The sequence below is a fragment of the Ferrovibrio sp. genome, from assembly GCF_017994015.1.
GTDB lineage: Bacteria > Pseudomonadota > Alphaproteobacteria > Ferrovibrionales > Ferrovibrionaceae > Ferrovibrio.
This window is the reverse complement of the sequence record NZ_JAGOLP010000007.1, coordinates 15,498-35,850: the sequence shown is the minus strand read 5'-3', so window position 1 is coordinate 35,850 and position 20,353 is coordinate 15,498. Positions and strand designations below refer to the sequence as shown.

The following is a 20,353-nucleotide window of genomic DNA, read 5'->3' as shown; positions in this document are numbered from 1 at the left end:
GTCACTTCGCCTTGCCGCCGGTGAGCCGGATGCGCGGATCAAGCAAAGCCAGCAGGATATCGGAAACCAGCATGCCCAGCACGGTGAGCAGCGCCAGGAACATCAGGAACGAACCAGCCAGATACTGATCCAGCGATTGCAGTGCGCCGAGCAGCATCGGCCCGGCAGTGGGCAGGCTCATCACCACCGAAACGATCACCGAGCCAGACACCATCTGCGGCAGCAGGTTGCCGATATCGGCGATGAACGGATTGAGCGCCATGCGGATCGGGTATTTCACCAGCAGCTTCATCGGCGGCACACCCTTGGCCCGTGCCGTGGTGACATACTGTTTCTGCAATTCATCCAGCAGATTGGCGCGCAGGCGGCGGATCATCGCGGCGGTGCCCGATGTGCCGATCACGATCACCGGCACGATCATATGCGCCATCAGCGATTTGATCTTCTCCCAGTTCCACGGCGCATCGATCAGGTGTTCATCCACCAGGCCGCCGATGCTCATGCCGAACCACAGATTGAAGTAATACAGCATCACCAGCGCCAGCAGGAAATTTGGCGTGGCGAGGCCGAGATAACCAAACAGCGTGAAGCCGTAATCACCCCAGCTATATTGCCGCGTGGCGGAATAGACACCGATCGGGAATGACACGATATAAACAAACAGCACGGTGAAGAAATTGATCACCGCCGTCATCAGCAGGCGGTCGCCGATCAATTCGCCCACCGGCCGGTTATATTCAAATGACCAGCCCCAATCGCCTTGCAACAGGCCGGCAAAGCCGTTCGGCCCCGGGATGAAACCCATCCAGATGGCATATTGTTCAAGCAGGCTGCGGTCGAGCGCATATTGCTGGCGCAGGAATTCGGCGCGTTCCAGCGCCGAGGTTTCGCCCTGGGCGCGCAATTCGGCAATCTGGTTGGTCAGGAAGTCGCCGGGCGGCAGCTTGATGATGACAAAAACCAGCAGGCTGATCACCAGCAGGGTGGGGATCATCAGCAGGATGCGGCGGGCCAGATACATCAGCATGGGGCGTGGCTCACGGCTTGAGCCAGAAGGTTTCAGGCCGGTACATGCCGATCAGCGCGCCCGGGTCCCAGTTGTAGATGCCCTCGGCCGGCACATTGGTCAGGCGGCGGTTGATCACGATGGGCTGAAACACGCCGGTGATGACGCCCAAAGTATACATCTGCTCCATGTGAATAGTGAGCATGCGGTGCCAGATGCGCTCGCGGGTGTTGAGGTCGCCGGCATCATTCCATTGCTCGTTCAGTTGCAGCAATTCCCGCGCCTCGGGCATGTCGGGCGCTTCGCCGCTCTTGTTCTTGGTCTCGAAATACTGGCCCCATTTGGGCCATTGCAACTGGAATTGCGAGGTCGGCGCCAGTTCCCACGGGCTGGCGGCGGCATTGGGCACGCCATTCTCCAAGCCCGACCATACCGACATCAGCGCTTCGCCGGCAAAGATGCGATTACGCAGCACATCGCGCTGGCTCGGCTTGGGAAACATCTTGATGCCCAGCTTGGCCCAGCTTTCGGCAATCAGTTCCAGCACGTCGATCTGTTCCGAAACCTCGCCGGCGGTTTCGATGATGATTTCCATCGGCCGGCCATCGGGCAGCAGGCGGATGCCGTCGCTGCCGCGCTTGGTCAGGCCCAGTTCGTCGAGCAGCGCGTTGGCCTTGGCAAGGTCAAATTCGGTGTCGCGGCTTTGATAGGCCGGGCGGAATAGTGGGCTTTCCGGCAGGACCGTGTTGTTGGCTTCCTGCGCCAGACCATAGAACAGTGACTGGTTCACCGCCTCGCGGTCGATGCCATGCGACAAGGCGCGACGGAAACGCACATCGCGCAGCAATTCGCGCCAAACCTTGTCGTTGGCATTCAGGTTTGGATAGAGCGTGAAATGCGAACCCTTGGCGGTCTTCCACAGCAGGGTCTTGTAGCCGGCGCGCTTCTCGTTTTCCTTCAGGAAGGTGAAATTCGAGAAAGCGATGGTGCGGAACTGGATATCGGCCTCGCCGGCGCCGGCCTTGGCCGGGATCAGCTTGGGATCGGCCTGCGCCATCACCACGCGGTCAATGTAGGGCAATTGCACGCCATTGGCATCAACGCGGTGGTAATACGGATTGCGCACGGCAACAAAGCGGATTGCCGGCGGCCGCGTCTGCATCATCCAGGCATCCAGGGTGGGCAGATCGGGATTGTCGTTCTCCACCATGTTGTCGATCTTGTTATGCAGCGCGGCCCAGTTGGCGCGCTTCTCCGCCGCCGCCAGCCGCGCCAGATTCGACGGATCGGCATATTTTGCGTGGAACTGCTTCAGGTAATGCGACGGGCGATACAGGTAGAAGGCGCTGGTGCCGGCGATGCGCGGCAGGAATTTCGGATTACGCTGCTTCCAGCTATAGCGCACGGTTTGCGCATCGGGAAATTCCACCACCGGCTTCTCGCCGTCCACCAGCAAATCGACCGGCGGGCCGGAGGGGCTGATTTCCGGATTATTGGCCAGGTCTTCCCAGAAATAGCGGAAATCCTCGGTCGTGAACGGCGTGCCATCCGACCATTTATGGCCCTTGCGCAGCCGGAAGGTGAAGACGCGCTCATCCTCCACCTCGAAGCTTTCGGCCAAGTCGGGCACAAATTCGTATTTCTCGTTATACACCACCAGCCGGTTGTAGCTGATGGTGTTGAGCAGCCGCACTTCGCGGGCGCGGCCGATCAGGGTGCGCATCTCGCCGCCCTGCTGGCCGGCCTTGTTGGCGCCGCTGAATTTCACCACCAGCGGATTTTCCGGCAGCCTGTGCTCAATCTTGGGTAATTTGCCTGCCGCCACATCGGCGGCCAGCGACAGGGTTTCCTTGTAGGCGGCCTGCACATTGCCCAGGGGCAGGGCAGCGGCGAGCAGGGCAGCAGCAAATAGCGAACGGATCATGCCACAAGCTCCCGGGCATCGGCCGAAGCCGCAGCCCGAACAAAATGCCCGTCGCCAAGATCAATCAGCGCAGGGCGGGTGGTGCCATCGATGGTGAAGGGAGCGGGCCACAGCGCCGGGTTCGACGCCTTGCCTTCCATCAGCAGCTTAAGATCGAGGCGCGCATTCGGGTCCGGCTTCGGCACGGCGGAAAGCAGCGCCTTGGTGTAGGGATGCACCGGCTGCTTGAACAGCGCTTCGCGCGGCGCCAGTTCCACCAGCCGGCCGGCGCACATCACGGCAATGCGGTCGGCGATGTAATCCACCACCGCCAGGTTATGCGAGATGAACAGGTAGGTCAGGTTCAGTTCCTGCTTCAAATCCTTCAGCAGGTTCAGCACCTGGGCCTGGATCGACACATCAAGCGCCGAAACCGGCTCGTCGCAGATCAGCAGGTCGGGTTGCAGCGCCAGGGCGCGGGCGATGCCGATACGCTGGCGCTGGCCGCCGGAGAAGCTGTGCGGATAGCGCCGCAGATGGCGCACATCCAGCCCCACCAGGGTCATCAATTCCTTCACCCGCTGGAAACGCTCGGCCTCGTCGCCGATATTGTGGATCACCAGCGGTTCGGAAACGATGTCAAACACCGTCATGCGCGGATTGAGCGACGAGAACGGGTCCTGGAAAATGAACTGCACCTTGCGGCGATAATCAAACAAAGCCTGGCCATCCAGCTTCAGCACATCCACCGCCTCGCCGCCATCATGGAAGCGGATATCGCCTTCGTCGGGCGACACGGCGCGCATGATCATTTTGCTGGTGGTGGTTTTGCCGCAGCCGCTTTCGCCCACCAGGCCCAGGCATTCGCCGCGTTGCACGGTGAAGCTGACATCATCCACTGCCAGCGCCGAAGCCGTGGCCCTGGGCGAGAAGAAGCCGCTTTTGCGGATCGTGAAACGCTTGGTGAGATGGCTCACTTCCAGCAGGGTTTCGCCGCATTCGGTCTGCATGGCGGCGCGGCGCTTGAGCAGGCCGCCCACTTCGGCCTTGATCTCGCGGATCGGCACCAGCCGCTCGCCCGGCTTCATGTCAAAACGCGGCACGGCGTTGAGCAATGCCTTGAGATAGGGATGCTCGGGCTTGCGGAAAATATCATCCAGCGAGCCGCGCTCCATCACCTTGCCGTGGTACATCACCACGATCTCGTCGGCCATGTTGGCCACCACGCCGAGGTCATGCGTGATCATCAGCACGGCCATGCCCAGCTCGGCCTGCAGATCCTTGATCAGTTTCAGAATCTGCGCCTGGATAGTCACGTCCAGCGCCGTGGTCGGCTCGTCGGCGATCAGCAGGGCCGGGCGGCAGACCAGCGCCATGGCAATCATGGCGCGCTGGCGCAGGCCGCCGGAAAGCTCGAAGGCATAGGTGTTCATCGCCCGCGCCGGATCGGGAAAGCCCACCAGGCGCAGCATGTCGGTGGAAAGTTCGTCGGCCTCGGCCTGGCTGGATTTGCGATGCAGACGCAGCGCCTCGGTGATCTGGTTGCCGATGGTGTGGAGCGGACTGAGCGAGGTCATCGGCTCCTGGAAGATGATCGAGATGCGGCCGCCCTGAAGCTGGCGCATTTCCGGCCCGCCGCGTGGCAGCTTGGCGATATCGGTGATCTTGCCGCCATTGGCGGCATCATGGAAAAGGACTTCGCCGCCGGCGATATGCGCGGCGCGCGGCAGGATGCCCATGATGGCCTGGCTCACCACCGATTTGCCCGAGCCGGATTCGCCCACCAGCGACACGGTCTTGCCCTGTGGCACGCGGAAGCTGACGCCATCCACCGCGCGGATCAGACCTTCGGCAACCTTGAAATGCACTTTCAGGTCGCGGACATCAATGACATTCGCGTTCATGCTGACGGCAGTATCACTCATAGCAGGCCATTCCGGTTCAAGCCCTGCTGCAACAGGCGCGCATTTATTTCCGTGGCGGGATCCAGGGTCAGGCCCTGGCGCATCGCCTCGTTCAACGCCCGCAATACGAGCGGCTCAAAACCTTCTAGATCACTATCGGCGCGCACTTTTCCCCCGTGGCCCCTGATCGTCACTGTCATCCAGCCGGCACTGCCATCGCGCCGGGTGGAAAAATAGCGCAGCTTCACACTGCGTAGTTCCCCCCAGGCGATGCGTTTCGGCTTCGCCCAGCCCCAGCGGCTGATCTGCTGCACAGCATCGCCATCCAGGGCGAATTCGGTCTGCTGGCGCCACAAGGTGTGAACGCACAGCCAAGCCAGCAGCAGGCTTACACCGGCAAGGACAAAAAAGATGACAGATACCGGTGCGTTAAACAACATCAGAGCGACGCAAAAGACCAAGCCAAGCCCGGCACGCAGATGATCGGGCCACAACCGGGAGAGCGGGTAATACAGCCGGGTCATGACCGCTTCATGACGATGCGCGCGGGCTGGTTGCCGATTGCGGCGGCCCGGCGCCGAAAGCAGCATCCACATCCACCCACAGGGTGCCAGAATGGCCCGCCACATGATGCAGGAAACGGGCGATGAAAGCCCAGGTCGCACCATCATGGCGGGCATGATGGGTCAGCAGGCCCAAGGCTTCCGGTTCCGCCACATCGCGCATCAGCCGCAGATGCGTAATGGCAGCCGCCAGGCAGGCGGTTTCGCCAATAAAGGCGGCATCCCGGCGCCAATCGGCCGGGTCGAGATGGGTGTTCACCTGCATCAGCCCGGGCGCGGCCCAGGCATCATCGCGGCTTTTGAAGCCTGAAACTCCATGCAACCCGAGGCGCGGCAGATGGGGCAGCAAGCCTGCCGCAATGCGGTTCCAGGGCGGCACCAGGACCGGGCGCAGGCGCCGGCCAAACAGCGCCTGCATGCGGCTGCGGCCCTGGCGCAGATCGGCCAGGCTGTCCGTCACCGGCCGGCTGGCGGGGAATTCGCTTTTTTTCTCGCCTGCCGGGGCATGATTGGCATGGGCATGGCCATGTTGCAGCACAGCAATCGCGGCCAGGTCTTCCAGCCGCCGCGCCAATGCCGGCTCGGCGGCAGCCGGAATCACCGCCAGGGCCAGCGGTGCATTGCTTGCGGCCTGCAAGGTCAGCAGGCGTTCCAGGGCCGGGCTGGGCGCCGTGGCGTCATCATCGCGCCACCAGAACAAAGCCCGGCGGCCGGCCTGGCTCCAGGCATCCAGTTCAGCATCCAGTTCCTGCCAGCTGCTCATGATAGGAGGTTGCTCATGGCAGCAGACGGCGCAGCAAGGCGGCGGTATTGGCGGCGCCATTCAGGTCCAGCACCGGCTTTTCCGGCAGCGGCAGCGCCAGGGCGCGGTCCACCGCCTGGGCCAGATTGGCCGGGCTGAGATCGCTCTCGCGCAAAGCCTGCACCGCGCCGCGCTGTGCCAGCAAATCGGCGCGCAGCGCCTGCTCGGTTTCGTCGCCGCCGGAAAACGGCACCACCACGGCGCGGGCGCGGGCTGCCAGGGTTTCCATCACGGTGTTGTAGCCGGCCTTGCTGATCGAGAGCCGGCATTGCCGCAGCATGCCGGGGAAATCCGGCCGTGCCCAATCCACGATCACCCCCGGCTGACCGGCAGCCTCCGCCCGCAGCGCGGCCACATCGGCATCACTTTCGTTGCGGCTAACCAGCAGGCGCCAGGTCAGCCCGGCAGCCTGGCTCAGCGGCCGGGCGGCGATGGCGGCATTGAATAACGGCATGCCCACGGCGCCGCCGCCGGCCGAGACCAGCACTTCGTCGCGCCCGGCGCTGGTTGGCAGCAAATCCTCGTGCTCGACAATATAGCCGGTGTAATGCAGTGGCGTGCTGATACGATGCGCCAGCGGAAAGGTTTGCTCAAACGGGATGAAAGCCGGATCGCCATGCACCAGCGTGCCGTCGTAATAGCTGTCCAGCCAGTTCAGCACATCCAGGTCGCGCTCCGGCTTGGTGCGGTCCACCAGGATGTCGCGCACCGAACTCAGCACCAGCGGGCGCGGCTGGCTTGAACGGATATGCGCCAGCCAGGGCAGCAATTCATGCCGCATCGGCCGCCGCGCATAGGGAAACAGTTCAGTGATCACGATGGCCGGGCGCCAATCGTCAAACAGGCTGAACAGCGCGGCGCGGCGTTTGTCCCACCAGGCTTCATCCACTTGCTGGCCGGCTTCATCCAGCACGATGCGGAAACTGGCATCGGCGGCGCGGGCCGGCGGCAGTTGCGCAAAGCGGATACCGTCCAGCCGCCCCAGGGTGGGATCGGGATAGCCGCCGGAAACCAGCAGCACGGCAAAATCCTGCTTGGCCAGGGCGCGGGCGATGGCGGCGATGCGGTGCAGGTGGCCCACGCCCAGCAGATGCTGCACATAAATAAGAATGCGGGGCAGCGGGCTGTTGGGCTTCGTCATGCGGCTTCCAGCGCAATGTTGATCTGGCCGGGGCGTGGCCGGCCATCGGCCTCGATATGAAAAACCTGCAAGGCCGACCAGTCCAGCTTCGCCGGCGGCTTGCCCAGCATCGGCCAGTCATAGGCCCAGGCCAGCACGGCGCGCATCACGCCCTTGTGGCACACGGCGCCGCAATCCTGGCCGCTGGCGGCCAGCCGCGCCAGCAGCGGCGCCAGGCGTTGCTGCACCATGCGCGGGCTTTCGCCGCCGGGCGGCTGGAAATCCAGGCCCAGAGCCTCGTTGGCGCGGAAGGCCGGGTCGGTTTCCAGCTCGCGCAGCAGCCTGCCTTCATAGCCGCCCCAATCGGTCTCGATCAGCGCCGGCTCGGGGCTGGCCTGGATGCCCAAGGCGGCGGCGGTCTGCCCGGCGCGCAGCAACGGACTGGCCAGCCAGGGCCAGGCAGCATAGGGCAGCGGCAGGCGGCGCTGGCGCAAGGTCGCCAAAGCATCTTCCAGCACCGGGATGTCGGCGCGGCCCTGTAGGCGGCCTTCCAGATTCCAGGCGGTGCGGCCATGGCGCAGCAGGGCGAGGCGGATCATGCCGGCAGCCCCAATTCTGCAAACAGCCTGGCAAAGCGGCGCTGCGTGGCGGCTAGGTCATGTTCGGCAGCCACATTGGCCAAAGCCGCCTCGCTCATGTATTCCAGCCGGCCGGGCGCTTGCAGCAGATCGGCCAAAGCCGCCGCCATCGCGGCCCAGTCGCCCAGCGGCGTCAGCCAGCCGGTTTCGCCATGGCGCACAATATCCGGCACGCCGCGCGTATCGGCCGCCAGCACCGGCAGGCCGCAGGCCTGGGCTTCCAGCAGCGCCATGCCATAGGCCTCGTTCACCGAAGGCCAGATATAGAGATCACTCACCGCATAGGCGCCGGCAATTTCCTCGGCATTCATCAGGCCGGCAAAGCTGGCGCGCGAACCCAGCGGCGCCAGGGCCGCCTCCACCTCGGCGCGGGCCGGGCCATCGCCCACCACCAGCAGGCGCCAGGGCTTGTCGAGCGCGCGGCCCAGCACGTCGCCCAGGGCGCGGAACGAGGCCAGCTTGTCGCCTGTGCGCATCATGCCGACACTGAGCAGCCAGGGTTCATCCGGCGGTAGGCGGAAACGCTGCGCCCAGCTTGGCCGCAAGGCGGCGCGATGCGCCCGTACACGGGCATAGGGCGCCGCATCCAGGAAAGGCGGCAGGGCATGCACCTTGTCAGCCCCGGCCAGGGCTTCCACACAGGCGCGGTCCAGATTGGTCAGGCAGAACAGCGCGTCGGCGGCGCGAATCGCATTGGCCGCCTGCACATAGCCCTTGGCCCAGGCCGAAGCAGCGCGTTTCGGCGCCACAGACGGCTCGGCGATCACATAGGGTTTCTGGAAACGCTGCTTCAGCACGGGACCAAGGTAATCGGCAGCCTTGTGGTAGACATGATAGGTGAAGAACAGATCTGGCACCGCCACCGGCGGGCCGGCGAAAAGCCGCGTCAACCGCGTCACTTCCGCACTGGAAGCCGCCGCAATGGAAGCCTCGCGGGCGGCATCGCCGTCGCTGTTATAGGCGCGCAGGTCAGACAGTACCTGCACCTCGTGGCCCATGCCCTGCAAGGCGGCGATCAGCAGTCGCGCCATGCGGCGGTCGCCCGATGGCGCCGGATGGTCGGGTGGTTTCAGCGGGGCATAGAAGCCGATCAGCATGGTGCCGCACCCGGATCAGGCAGGCCGAAGCGGCGCGCCAGTTCGGCGATGCCGGCCTGCATGCTGAACTGGCTGCGCACCCGCTCGGCACCGGCCGCGCCCAAAGCCTGGCGCAAGGCCGGCTGCTCGATCAGGCGGCGCAGGGCAGCGGCCAGGGCGGCGGGGTCTTCCGGCGGCACCAGCAGGCCGGTGCGTTCCGGCTCGATCAATTCCGGGATGGCGGAGATATGGGTGGCCAGGCAGGCCAGGCCCTGGCTCTGGGCTTCCATCAGCACATTCGGCAGGCCATCCATATCGCCATCCTGGTCCTGCCGGCTGGCCAGCACAAACAGGTCGGCGGCGCGATAGGCCGCAATCACCGCATCCTGAGCCTGGGCGCCGCGCCAGGTGATCCGTTCGGCGAGGCCCAGTTTCTCGGCTTGCTGCCTGAGTTGCGGCAGCAAAGGCCCGCCGCCGATATGCTCCAGCCGCCAATGCAGCCCGGGCGGCAGCAAGGCCAGCGCATCCAGCAGCGTGTCGTAGCCCTTCTTGGCCACGGCGCGGCCCACCGATACCAGATGCAGCGGCGTTTCGGCCCGGCTGCCGTCATTATTGGCCTGTTCAATCCGCTCAGGCGGCGGTGGAAAGCGGCTGGTGTCGATGCCGTGATACACCAGGCTGACCTTGGCGGCGGCATGGATGCTGCGCAGATGCGTGATGTTATGCGCGTTGCAGGTTACCGCCCATTGGCAATCGGCGAACTTCTCCTGCTTCTCCCAGGCCGGCGTGGTCCACAGGTCGCGGGCATGGGCCGAGGCGGTCCAGGGCAGCCCAAGCAGATGTGCTGCATAGCGCGCCACCGAACCCGGCGTATGCACAAAATGCGCGTGGATATGGCGATAGCGTGGCGGCAATTCAGCGGCCAGCACCAGCGCCTGGCCGAGCCGGCGGCCGCGATTGGGCGAGGGATCACGCAGCAGGTCGCGCCACCACAGCCGCAGCGTCGCGCCATAGCCGGGCAGGCGCCGGGCATGCCACCAGCCGCGCAACACGCGCAAAGGTTCCTGGTAGAGATATTCCGGCAGATAGAGCAGCGGCGCCTTGATCCGGTCGTTCAGCGCATGGCGCTTCTTGTCGGTGGGATGGCGCAGCGAAACGATCAGGATATCCAGCCCCAGCGCTTCCAGTGCGGCAATTTCCTGGGCGATGAAGGTCTCTGAAAGGCGCGGATAGCCCTTCAGCACAAAAGCCACGGGCACAGCGGTCACGCGCGGAACTCAACCACCCGATTGGCATCGTCCTGGCCGGCCTCGGCATCGCGCGGCACCGGGCGCAGCCATGGCTGCACCAGGCGGTTGACATTCTCCAAGCCCTCCAGCAGGCCGGGGATCACCACTTCCGAAGGCAGGCGCTGGCGCGGCAGGGCGCGCAGGGCAGCCGCCATGACGGCGGCATCATAACTTTCGTCGTCTTCCAGCATGCGCACCAAGCCCAGCTCCTGCGCCCGGGCGGCGCGGATATACTGTTCCATGCGCGGCTTCTTGCGCGGCACGATGATGGCGCGTTTGTTCAGCGACAGGATTTCGCAGAAGGTGTTGTAGCCGCCCATGGCCACCACGCCCACGGCATTCTGCACCAGATGCTCCATATGGGCATCGAAGGTGATGGCCTCTATGCGCGGCAGCTTGGCGACGCGAGCGAGGAATTCGCTGCGCCGTTCGCGCTGCATGAACGGCCCCAGCACCAGCAAAGCCGGATAGGGCACGATCTCGCTGCTTTCATAGGCGCGCAACACCCATTCGATCAGGCCTTCGCCATCGCCGCCGCCGCCGGGTGTGACCAGCAGGAAGGGGCGCTGGGTGATTTCCGGCAATTGATGCTCGCTGGGCGGTTCCGATGAACTGCGCGGCAGATAGCCGGTATAAACGATCTTGCGCGCCACCTTGTCAGGCAGGTCGATGCCTTCCAGCGGATCGCAGAATTGCGGCAGGCCATAAACCCAGATCTGGTCGTAGAGATTACGCAAGGCCGGCATCACATTCTTGCGGCGCCATTCCGGCTCCAGCGCCTTCGGCTCGTCCATCACATCGCGCAGGCCGAGCACCAGCTTGGTGCCGCGCGCCTTCAACATACGCAGCGTATCGGCCACTTCGCCGCGCAGGCCAAGCGGCTCCTTGTCGACAATGAAGATATCCGGATCAAAAATCCGCGCGGTATGCTGGATGATCTCCGCGCGCAGCTTCAACGTCTCTTCGATATGGATCGGCAGGTTGAGTGAATTATACTGGCCGTCACGCAACTTGATGACGCCAGGAATGCGCACAAAATCCACCCGTGAGCGGAAGTCGAAACTGCCGATGATCGGTGAACCGGAGAGAATCAACACCGACATGTCCGGGTTGCTCTCCACCAGGGCATGCGCAATCGTGCGGCAACGGCGCAAATGGCCGAGGCCGAACGTGTCGTGGCTGTAGATCAGCACACGCGTACCGTCGCTGCGCGACACCATGCTGGAACCCCCCAGGGTGTGACTTGCCTTGCCGACTATTGCATGCCGGCCCGGCTCGGGCCAAGGGGTAGAGCGGCGCTACCGCTCTATACATTAATATAGGGTAACGGCGGTTATCTGCCCTTGACGGAGCGGTTGGCGGCTGCTTACGGCCTAGTATAAGCTGCGCCCGGGCCGCAGGGGGCATGGCGTGGAAAAGAACCTCTACAAATTCATTATCAGGCATAGCCTGAAGCAGCAGGTCATCATCACCCTGCTCTCGATTGCCTCATTCATCCCGTATTATTATTACCTGTCGATGCCCAAGACGATTATCAACGAGGGCATTGCCGGCAAGGGCGTGCAGTATCCGCTTGATCTGTTCGGCCTCGGCTGGCTGCAGCTTGATGCGGTGCAATATCTGCTGGTGCTGTGCTTCGGTTTCCTGGTGCTGGTGGTGATCCAGCAGGGCTTCAAATACGTTATCAACGTATTTCAGGGCATTGCCGGCGAGCGTATGCTGCGCCGCCTGCGCTATGATTTATACGCGCAGGTGCTGCGCTTTCCGCTGCCCACCTTCCGCAAGACCAGCCAGGGCGAAATCATCCCGATGATCATCGCCGAAGTGGAGCCGGTGGGCGGCTTCATCGGCGAAAGTTTTGCGCTGCCGATTTTCCAGGGCGGCATGCTGCTGGTGATTTTCGGATTCTTGATGATCCAGAATCCGGTGATGGCGCTGGCCGCCGTGGCGCTGTATCCGATCCAGTTCTACATCGTGCCGAAATTGCAGCGCCATGTGCGCGCGCTGGGCAAGGAGCGGATCAAGAACCAGCGCAAACTGTCAGATCGCATCGGCGAGACCGTGACCGGCGTGCTGGAAGTGCATACGCATGACAATTCCAACCGCATGCTGGCCGATTTCGCCAAGCGGCTGGGGGTGAGCTACTGGATACGGGTGGAGATTTTTCAGCGTAAATTTGTCATTAAATTCGTCAATAATTTCATCCAGCAGCTCGGGCCGTTCTTCTTCTATGCCATCGGCGGCTATTTCGTCATCAAGGGCCAGATGGATGTAGGCACCGTGATTGCGGCGGTGAACGCGCATAAGGAAATGGCGGCGCCGTGGAAGGAATTGCTCAACCATTACCAGACCCGCGAGGATGTGAAGCAGAAATACGAGCAGGTGGTGACGCAGTTCGAGCCGCCCGGCATGCGGCCGATTGACGATCTGCTGAGCGAGCCGGCCGAGCCGGTGGCCCTGACCGGGCCAATAACGCTCAACGCCGTGTCGATGCAGGACGATCAGGGTGTTGCGGTGCTGGACGGTATCAGCCTGACGCTGCCCTGGCCGGCCCGCGTGGCGGTGCTGGGCGGCGCCGGGCGCGAAGACTTGCTGCAAGTGCTGGCGCGTTTGCAGGAGCCGAGCCGCGGCAAGATCACGATCAACGGCCATGTTCTGGCCGACCTGCCGGAAACCGTCACCGGGCGGCAATTGGCCTATGTTGGCGCCGCATCGCACATCTTCAATGCCACTTTGGGCGACAATCTGCTGCTGGGCCTGCGCCAGCGGCCGGTGCGGCCGAAGCAGCGCGACGAGCGCCACAAGCGCCAATATGAGCGCGAGATGGTGGAATTGCGCGCCTCGGGCAATATCCTGCACGATATTGATGCCGACTGGACCAATTTCAGCCGTGCCGGTGCTGCCAGTCCGGAGGAATTGACCAAGCAGGCCATTGCCGCCTTGCATGTCGCCGCCTTCGATGAGGATGTGTATCAATATGGCATGCGCGGCACGATTGATCCAAAGCGCCAGGCCGCGCTGGCCGAGCAGGTGCTGGAAGCACGCAGGGCCTTCCGCTCGCGGCTGGCCGATGGCGATATCGCCGATCTGGTCGAAGGCTGGGACCCGGAACGCTACAACAGCAATGCCACGGTGGCGGAAAACCTGATCTTCGGCACCGCCCGCGACGGCGCCTACAATGTCGACACCATGGCGCGCGATCCGCATATGATGCAGGTGCTGGATGCCGTTGGCCTGCGCGAGCGCTTCTTGCAGATCGGCCATGAAGTGGCCTCCACCATGGTGGAATTGTTCGCCGACCTGCCGCCGGATCATGAATTCTTCCAGCAATTCAGTTTCATCTCGTCGGATGACCTGCCGGAATACAAGGAACTGATCGCCCGCGTGCGGCCCGACATGCTGAACCAGGTGGCCGAGGCCGACAGGGCGCGGCTGATGGCGCTGCCGTTCAAGCTGATCCTGGCGCGGCATCGCCTGGGGCATTTCGACGAAGCCGAGCGCGCCGCCATTCTGCGCGCCCGCAAGATTTTTGCCGATACCCTGCCGGCCGAGCGCCGCGCTGCCATCGCCTTCTTTGATCCCGAGCAATTCACCGCCTCGGCCAGCATCGTCGACAACATCCTGTTTGGCCGCGTGGCCTATGGTCAGGCCCAGGCGCAGGAGAAGATCGGCCGCGTGATGGCCGATGTGATCGCACAATGCGGCCTGCGCGAGCCGATCATCGAAGTGGGTTTCCTGTTCGAAGTTGGCATTGCCGGCGCCCGGCTCGGCGCTGCGCAGCGCCAGAAACTGGCGATAGCCCGCGCCTTGCTCAAGAATCCGGATTGGATCATGCTCTCTGAAAGCACCGCTTCGCTCGATCCACGCAGCCATGCTGCGGTGCTGCGCGCCATGCTGGAGCGGCGCGCCGGAGCCGGCCTGGTCTGGTCTTTGCAACGCGCCGCCGATGCCGAAGGCTTTGATCTGGTGCTGGTGCTGGAAGAGGGCCGGCTGGTGGCGCAGGGCCGTTTTGCCGAACTGGCCGAACATAATACGGGCTTCAAGCAGATGCTGGCCGGTTGAGCCGCAGCTTGAAACGAGGGGGCTGAGTGTCATGAGTCTGAACGAGGAAGTTGAAGCGCTGCGGCGTATTCCGCTCTTTGCCAAGATCGAGCCGGCGAAGCTGAAGCTGCTGGCCTTCACCAGCCAGCGCATCATCTACAAGCCGGGCGATGTGCTGTTTCACCAGGGCGACCCGGGCGATGCCGCCTATGTCATCTTCGGCGGCGAGGCCGATGTCACCGTCAACACACCGGGCGGGCCGCTCAGTGTGGCGCGATTGAAGCAGCATGATTTTGTTGGCGAGATCGCCATCCTGTGCGATGTGCCGCGCACCGCCACCGTCACCGCCGTGAGCGAATTGATCACCCTGCGCATCGCCAAGGATTTGTTTTTCCGCCTGATCAACGATTTTCCGCAGATTGCCATCGAGATCATGCGCGTGCTGGCGCAGCGCCTGGAGCGCACCACTGCCGATCTGCGCGCCGCGCGGGCGAAATAGGCTGGCAGCATGAGCCGTCTTGATAGTTTTATTCGCCGCGTGACGGCGCAGCGCGCTGTGCTCGATTGGGCCGCTGGCGCCATCGCCGCCATACCCGGCCCGGTGCTGGAAGTGGGCCTGGGCAATGGCCGCACTTTTGATCATTTGCGCGAAAAACTGCCCGGCCGCGAGATTTATGCCTTTGATCGGGCCGATAACGCGCATCCGTTATCCAAGCCGGCGGCGCCTTTCCTGGTGCTGGGCGAATTCGCCGCCACCCTGCCGGCCTTTGCTGCCAGCCAGGGCGCGGTGGCGGCGCTGATCCATTGCGATACCGGCTCGGGCGATGCGGCGGCCAATGCACGCCAGGCCGCCTGGCTTTCAGACCTGCTGCCCGGCCTGGGCCGGCCCGGCGGCATTGTGCTGTCAGACCAGCGTCTGGCGCATGCCCGGTTGCAGCCCTTGCAGGCACCTGTCGATATTCCGCCGGATCGCTACTTCCTTTATGCGATAACTTGAAATGATGCTCGGCTTATAGTGGAGTGTTGTTCTGACATTCCAGGGGGAGCCGGCATCATGACAAAGCAGAAAATTGTTATTCTGGGCGGCGGCGTGGCCGCGCTCACCAGCGCGTTTTATCTCGCCAGTCGGCCCGGCGCGTCCGAGCGTTACGACATCACCGTGTATCAGCATGGCTGGCGCCTGGGTGGTAAATGCGCCACCGGCCGCAACATGGATTACGCCTATCGCATCGAGGAGCATGGCATCCATGGTTTCCTCGGTTCGTATTACAACACGCTGGGCATGATGACGGCCTGCTATGACCAGCTTGGCCGCCAGCCCGGCATTGATCCGATGGCTACATTTGAAGAGGCGTTTTATCCGGTCAACAGCGTGATGTGCTGGGAATTCCGCGACTACCGCTGGGTCAACTGGCCGATCACGGTGCCGAGCAACGATCTCAAGCCCTGGGAAGCCGAGGCTTTGCCCAGCCTGCGCTACTGGATCAAGGCGGTGGTGGATTTCCTCGCCAAGCTGTTTTCGCACCATGCCGACAAGAGCGGGATCGGCATCATCCAGGGCGAGATTGCCGGGCGGCTGTTCAAGCGCATGGCCGATCTGGTGGAGCGCGATGCCGGCGGTCTGCTGGCGGCGATTGAGGAATTCTGGAAATGGTTCAAACATGCAGTGGAAACGCTGATCGTCAATAACGATACATTGCGGCATCTCTACATCACGCTGGATTATTTCCTCACCATGATCCGCGGCGTCATCAAGGATGACGTGCTGACCAAGGGTTTCGACCAGCTCGACAATGAGGATTTCGCCGCCTGGTTTGCCCGCCATGGCGCCTCGCCGCTGACAATTTCCTCGCCGCTCAGCCTGAACACGCCGAACCTGTCGTATCAATACCCGATGGGCGACACATCGCGGCCGGCCACGATGGCGGCGGGTGCCTATCTGCACTGGACCCTGCGCGAATTCGCCTATCTCGGCTCGTTCGGCTGGCTGTTCCGCGCCGGCACCGGCGATACCGTGGTGGCGCCGCTGTATCAGTTGCTGCGCGACAAATACGGCGTGAAATTCGAGCTGTTCCACAAGGTGCGCGAATTGACGCTTGGCGCGGATGGCAAATCGGTCGGCGAAGTGGTGATCGATGTGCAGGCGACGCCGAAGGATGCCGCCAAGGGCTACGATCCGCTGCTCTATCTCAAGCTGCCGGATTTCGCCGAACTGCCCGGCACCTTGCCCTGCTGGCCGGATCGGCCGCTTTATGACCAGTTGGAGCAGGGCGAGGCTTTGCGCCACAATATGGATACCACCGGGGTGGATATCGAAAGCTACTGGTCGAGCTGGTTGCCGGTGGCTGAGAAGCGGCTCAAGGCCGGCACTGATTATGATATTGTGATTTCGGCGCTCTCGATCGGTGCCATTCCGTATCTGATGCCGCAATTACTGGCGGCCGATCCGCGCTGGCCGGCGATGGTGGATGCGATCAAGACGGTGCAGACCCAGACGCTGCAAATCTGGCTCAAGCCGACCATGCAGCAGATGGGCTATCCGATCACCTATAAGAATACGGACATCCTGATCGGCGCCACCTTTGTCAATCCCACCGATGGCGTGGCCGATTTCACTGATCTGATCGGCAAGGAATTGTGGCCGGTGGATAATCTGCCACAGACCTTGCTGTATTTCTCCGGCTGCACGCCGCAATATCAGCCGCAGCCGCCATTCAGCGATCATACCTATCCGTTGCGCGAGAAGGCGCGGGTGCAATATCAGTCGCAGCAGTTTTTGCAGGCCGCCACCGGCGTGCTGCTGCCCAAGGCCACGGTGAACAGCAACAACCCGCCGGGCGATCCGATCAGCCTGGATTTTTCATTGCTCACCTGCATCAAGGATGATGCCGGCAGCATCGGCATCTCGCGTTTTGCACAGCAATTCTGGAAAGCCAATATTGATCCCACCGAGCGCTATGTCACCTCGCCGCCGGGCAGCACGCAATATCGCCTCAAGGCCTGGGATAGTGGTTTCAGCAATCTGGTGATTGCCGGCGACTGGATCTATACCGGCCTCAATGTCGGCTCTTTCGAAGGCGCCTGCATGGGCGGCAAGCTGGCGGTGCATGCCATCGACCCGGAAGCCATGCCGCTGGTCAAGGTATATGGCTATCCGCTGGCACAGGGGCCGAAGGCGGCCAATATGTAACGCCCGCCTACAAACAATCTCATGCTTGCCCAAGGCTGGCCTGATACGCCGGCCTTGGTTAGCATCGCCTCCTTCGCAGATGCGGGAGGACATGACATGGGCGGCGCCCCCGGGCGGCTCAATCTGCTCAGCGATGTGCCGGGAATCCGTGTGGGCCAGGCGCATGATGCGGTGGTGCGCAGCGGTGTGACCGTGATCCTGCCGGATGCCCGCGTGGCGGCAAGCGTGGATGTGCGCGGCGGCGGGCCGGGCACACGCGAGACTGATCTGTTGCAGCCGCAGGCCATGGTGCAGCAGATCGATGCCATTGCATTGGCTGGCGGCTCGGTATTCGGCCTGGATGCGGCGTCCGGTGTCACCCACTGGCTGGCGCGGCAGGGCCGCGGCTTTCCGGTGCATGGCATGGTGGCGCCGATTGTACCGGCGGCGATCCTGTTTGATCTCGGCAATGGCGGCAACAAGGATTGGCCGGACGAGCCGCCCTATCGCCGGCTCGGCTTCGCTGCCTGCGAGGCGGCGACAGAGGATTTTGCGCTTGGCAATGCCGGCGCCGGCTATGGCGCGGCGGCCGGCCGGCTCAAGGGCGGCATCGGTTCGGCTTCATGGCAAGCGGCGGATGGCCTGATCGTTGCCGCGCTGGTGGCGGCCAATCCGGTCGGCAGTGTGCTCGGCCCGGGCAACAAAGCCTTCTGGGCCGCGCCCTGGGAATGCGGCGCCGAATTCGGCGGCCTGGGCTGTGTGCCTGCCGGGGCTGGCGCCGATCACGAATTGCCGCCCGAAAGCCGCATCGGCGGCCATACCTGCATCGGCGTGGTGGCCACCAATGCGCGGCTCGACAAGACCGCCTTGCGCCACATTGCCACCATGGCGCAGGATGGCCTGGCCCGCGCCATCCGCCCGGTGCATACACCGTTTGATGGCGATACATTATTTGCGCTGGCGCTGCCTTCCTGGGCCGGGCAGCCGGGCGATGAGGCTGGCGCCGCCCGTCTGGTGGCGCGGATCGGCAGCATTGCCGCCGATTGTGTCGCCCGTGCCGTGGCGCGCGGGGTTTGGGAAGCCGAGCCGCTGGGCGCGCTGCCGGCGGCGAAACAGATTTTGCATCCGCTGGGTTGATCAAGGAGACGCTTCATGCTGCGACGGACAATTCTTAAGGCCACCCTGGCTATTGCCTCGGTCAGTCTGGCAATCACCTGTGTTTTGCCGCAGGCCATGGCCCAGGCGCGCAAGGATAGTGTGGTGCTGGGCATGGTGCTGGAGCCGCCGGGGCTTGATCCCACCGTGGCGCCGGCTGCCGCCATCGGCGAGATCGTGCATTTCAACATCTTCGAGGGCCTGACCCGCATCCAGGAGAATGGCCGCGTGGCGCCTTTGCTGGCGGAAAGCTGGAGCGTCAGCACCGACATGAAGGAATTTGTGTTCAAGCTGAAACCGGGGGTGAAATTCAGCGATGGCACGCCGCTCAGCGCCGCCGAGGTGAAATCCTCGTTTGAGCTGTATGGCGCCAAGGACAGCCTGAACAAGCGCAAGGCAGTGTTTGCCAATATCGACAGTATCACGGCGCCGGATGCCACAACGGTGGCGATCAAGCTTAAGGAAACCGATCCGAATTTCTTGTTCTCGCTGGGTGAGAATACCGCCGTGATCACCGCGCCGGGCAGCCGCGCCGGCAATGCCACCAATCCGGTCGGCACCGGGCCTTACAAGCTGGAAAAATGGGTCAAGGGCGACAATGTGGTGTTGAGCGCCAATGCTGCCTATCGCGATGCGGCGGCCTTGCGCATCAAGACCGTCACTTTCCGCTTCATCGCCGATCCCGCCGCCCAGGTGGCGGCTTTGCTGGCCGGCGATCTTGATGGTTTCCCCATCGGCATGGGTGGCGAGAGCGTGGCGCAGTTTGAGAAGGACAAGCGTTTCCGCGTTGTCATCGGCACCACCGAAGGCGAAACCATGCTGGCGATCAACAACAAGCGCAAGCCGCTGGACGATCTGCGCGTGCGCCGCGCCATCACCCACGCCATCGACCGCAAGGGCATGGTGGAAGCGATCAACTTCGGCTATGGCACGCCGATTGGCAGCCATTACCCGCCGCATGATCCGGCTTATGTCGATCTCACCGGCCAGTATCCATATGACCCGGCCAAGGCGCGCGCGCTGCTCAAGGAAGCCGGCGTGGAGAAGCTGGAACTGACGCTGCGCCTGCCGCCGCCGGGTTATGCGCGGCGCGGCGGCGAAGTGGTGGCGGCGATGCTGGCCGATGTGGGCATCACCGCCAAGATCGAGAATATGGAATGGGCGCAGTGGCTGGATGTGGTGTTCAAGAATTTCAATTACGACCTCACCATCATCAACCATGTCGAACCCAACGACATCGTGAAATATGCCGAGCCGAATTATTACTGGCAGTATGACAGCCCGGAATTCCGCACCCTGCTGGCGCAGGCCAATGCCACGCTGGATGCCGGCGAGCGCGGCCAGATCATGCAGCGGGCGCAGCGTGTGCTGGCGCGCGATGCGGTTAATGCCTGGCTCTACAACGCCGCCCGTATCGGCATCTACCAGGCCGGCCTGAAGGGCTTCTGGGCCAATGCGCCGATCTTCGCCAACGATATAGCGGCGGTGCATTGGGAATAGGGCAATCTTCTCATACCCTCGTCATCGCCGGGCTTGACCCGGCGATCCTCTCTCAACCGCAGAACTATCTGTAAAACAGGTGAAAAGAGAGATGCCCGGGTCAAGCCCGGGCATGACGATGGAGATGTGGTTGGCGGTGCCGCCCAAGATGTAAAAACCGGAAGGCTGCGTCATGTTGCGACGAGAC

General features: G+C 63.2%; 16 protein-coding genes. 6 read left to right on the top strand and 10 right to left on the bottom strand.

Annotated features, from left to right (window positions below; translation table 11 throughout):
* Position 1: 1 nt before the first annotated feature.
* The 10 genes from KBB36_RS06200 to KBB36_RS06155 are packed head-to-tail and all read right to left on the bottom strand — an operon-like array spanning position 2 to position 11,521.
* A complete protein-coding gene (locus KBB36_RS06200) occupies positions 2-1,027 on the bottom strand; it encodes an ABC transporter permease (protein ID WP_290978075.1) in 1,026 nt (341 codons plus the stop codon).
* A 10-nt stretch (positions 1,028-1,037) separates the two neighbouring features.
* The gene (locus KBB36_RS06195) at positions 1,038-2,930 is read right to left on the bottom strand and encodes an ABC transporter substrate-binding protein (protein WP_290978073.1); all 1,893 of its coding nucleotides are present in this window, start codon (positions 2,928-2,930) and stop codon (positions 1,038-1,040) included.
* Entirely contained in the window at positions 2,927-4,834 is a 1,908-nt protein-coding gene (locus KBB36_RS06190; protein WP_290978071.1) for an ABC transporter ATP-binding protein, read from the bottom strand. Before KBB36_RS06190 ends, KBB36_RS06195 begins: the two co-directional genes overlap by 4 nt.
* Complete coding sequence (locus KBB36_RS06185) at positions 4,831-5,337, bottom strand: hypothetical protein (protein WP_290978069.1); 507 nt, start codon at positions 5,335-5,337, stop codon at positions 4,831-4,833. The genes KBB36_RS06190 and KBB36_RS06185 overlap by 4 nt, the downstream gene beginning before the upstream one ends.
* A gap of 7 nt (positions 5,338-5,344) precedes the next feature.
* A complete protein-coding gene (locus KBB36_RS06180; protein ID WP_290978067.1) occupies positions 5,345-6,139 on the bottom strand; it encodes a polysaccharide deacetylase family protein in 795 nt (264 codons plus the stop codon).
* Positions 6,140-6,152: 13 nt separating this feature from the next.
* Positions 6,153-7,319 carry a glycosyltransferase gene (locus KBB36_RS06175; protein ID WP_290978065.1) on the bottom strand — a complete coding sequence of 389 codons (1,167 nt, stop codon included), beginning with the start codon at positions 7,317-7,319 and terminating at the stop codon, positions 6,153-6,155.
* Positions 7,316-7,897 (bottom strand): histidine phosphatase family protein, encoded by a 582-nt coding sequence (locus KBB36_RS06170; RefSeq protein WP_290978063.1) that lies wholly within the window; start codon positions 7,895-7,897, stop codon positions 7,316-7,318. The genes KBB36_RS06175 and KBB36_RS06170 overlap by 4 nt, the downstream gene beginning before the upstream one ends.
* Entirely contained in the window at positions 7,894-9,033 is a 1,140-nt protein-coding gene (locus KBB36_RS06165; protein WP_290978061.1) for a glycosyltransferase family 4 protein, read from the bottom strand. The genes KBB36_RS06170 and KBB36_RS06165 overlap by 4 nt, the downstream gene beginning before the upstream one ends.
* Positions 9,027-10,280 carry a glycosyltransferase family 4 protein gene (locus KBB36_RS06160; protein WP_290978059.1) on the bottom strand — a complete coding sequence of 418 codons (1,254 nt, stop codon included), beginning with the start codon at positions 10,278-10,280 and terminating at the stop codon, positions 9,027-9,029. The genes KBB36_RS06165 and KBB36_RS06160 overlap by 7 nt, the downstream gene beginning before the upstream one ends.
* The gene (locus tag KBB36_RS06155) at positions 10,277-11,521 is read right to left on the bottom strand and encodes a glycosyltransferase (protein WP_290978057.1); all 1,245 of its coding nucleotides are present in this window, start codon (positions 11,519-11,521) and stop codon (positions 10,277-10,279) included. The genes KBB36_RS06160 and KBB36_RS06155 overlap by 4 nt, the downstream gene beginning before the upstream one ends.
* Positions 11,522-11,711: 190 nt before the next feature.
* On the opposite strand from KBB36_RS06155, the gene KBB36_RS06150 reads away from it, so the two are divergent.
* The 6 genes from KBB36_RS06150 to KBB36_RS06125 all read left to right on the top strand — a co-directional run bounded on the left by KBB36_RS06150 (position 11,712) and on the right by KBB36_RS06125 (position 20,166).
* Positions 11,712-14,363 (top strand): ABC transporter ATP-binding protein, encoded by a 2,652-nt coding sequence (locus tag KBB36_RS06150; protein ID WP_290978055.1) that lies wholly within the window; start codon positions 11,712-11,714, stop codon positions 14,361-14,363.
* A gap of 31 nt (positions 14,364-14,394) precedes the next feature.
* Positions 14,395-14,841, top strand: coding sequence for a Crp/Fnr family transcriptional regulator (locus KBB36_RS06145; RefSeq protein WP_290978053.1), 447 nt, complete (start codon positions 14,395-14,397; stop codon positions 14,839-14,841).
* A 9-nt stretch (positions 14,842-14,850) separates the two neighbouring features.
* Complete coding sequence (locus KBB36_RS06140; protein ID WP_290978051.1) at positions 14,851-15,339, top strand: class I SAM-dependent methyltransferase; 489 nt, start codon at positions 14,851-14,853, stop codon at positions 15,337-15,339.
* Positions 15,340-15,396: 57 nt separating this feature from the next.
* Positions 15,397-17,532: an NAD(P)-binding protein gene (locus KBB36_RS06135; protein WP_290978049.1), complete on the top strand. Its 2,136-nt coding sequence runs from the start codon at positions 15,397-15,399 to the stop codon at positions 17,530-17,532.
* Between the two features lie 96 nt (positions 17,533-17,628).
* A complete protein-coding gene (locus KBB36_RS06130; RefSeq protein ID WP_290978047.1) occupies positions 17,629-18,648 on the top strand; it encodes a P1 family peptidase in 1,020 nt (339 codons plus the stop codon).
* A gap of 15 nt (positions 18,649-18,663) precedes the next feature.
* Entirely contained in the window at positions 18,664-20,166 is a 1,503-nt protein-coding gene (locus KBB36_RS06125) for an ABC transporter substrate-binding protein (protein WP_290978045.1), read from the top strand.
* Positions 20,167-20,353: the final 187 nt, after the last annotated feature.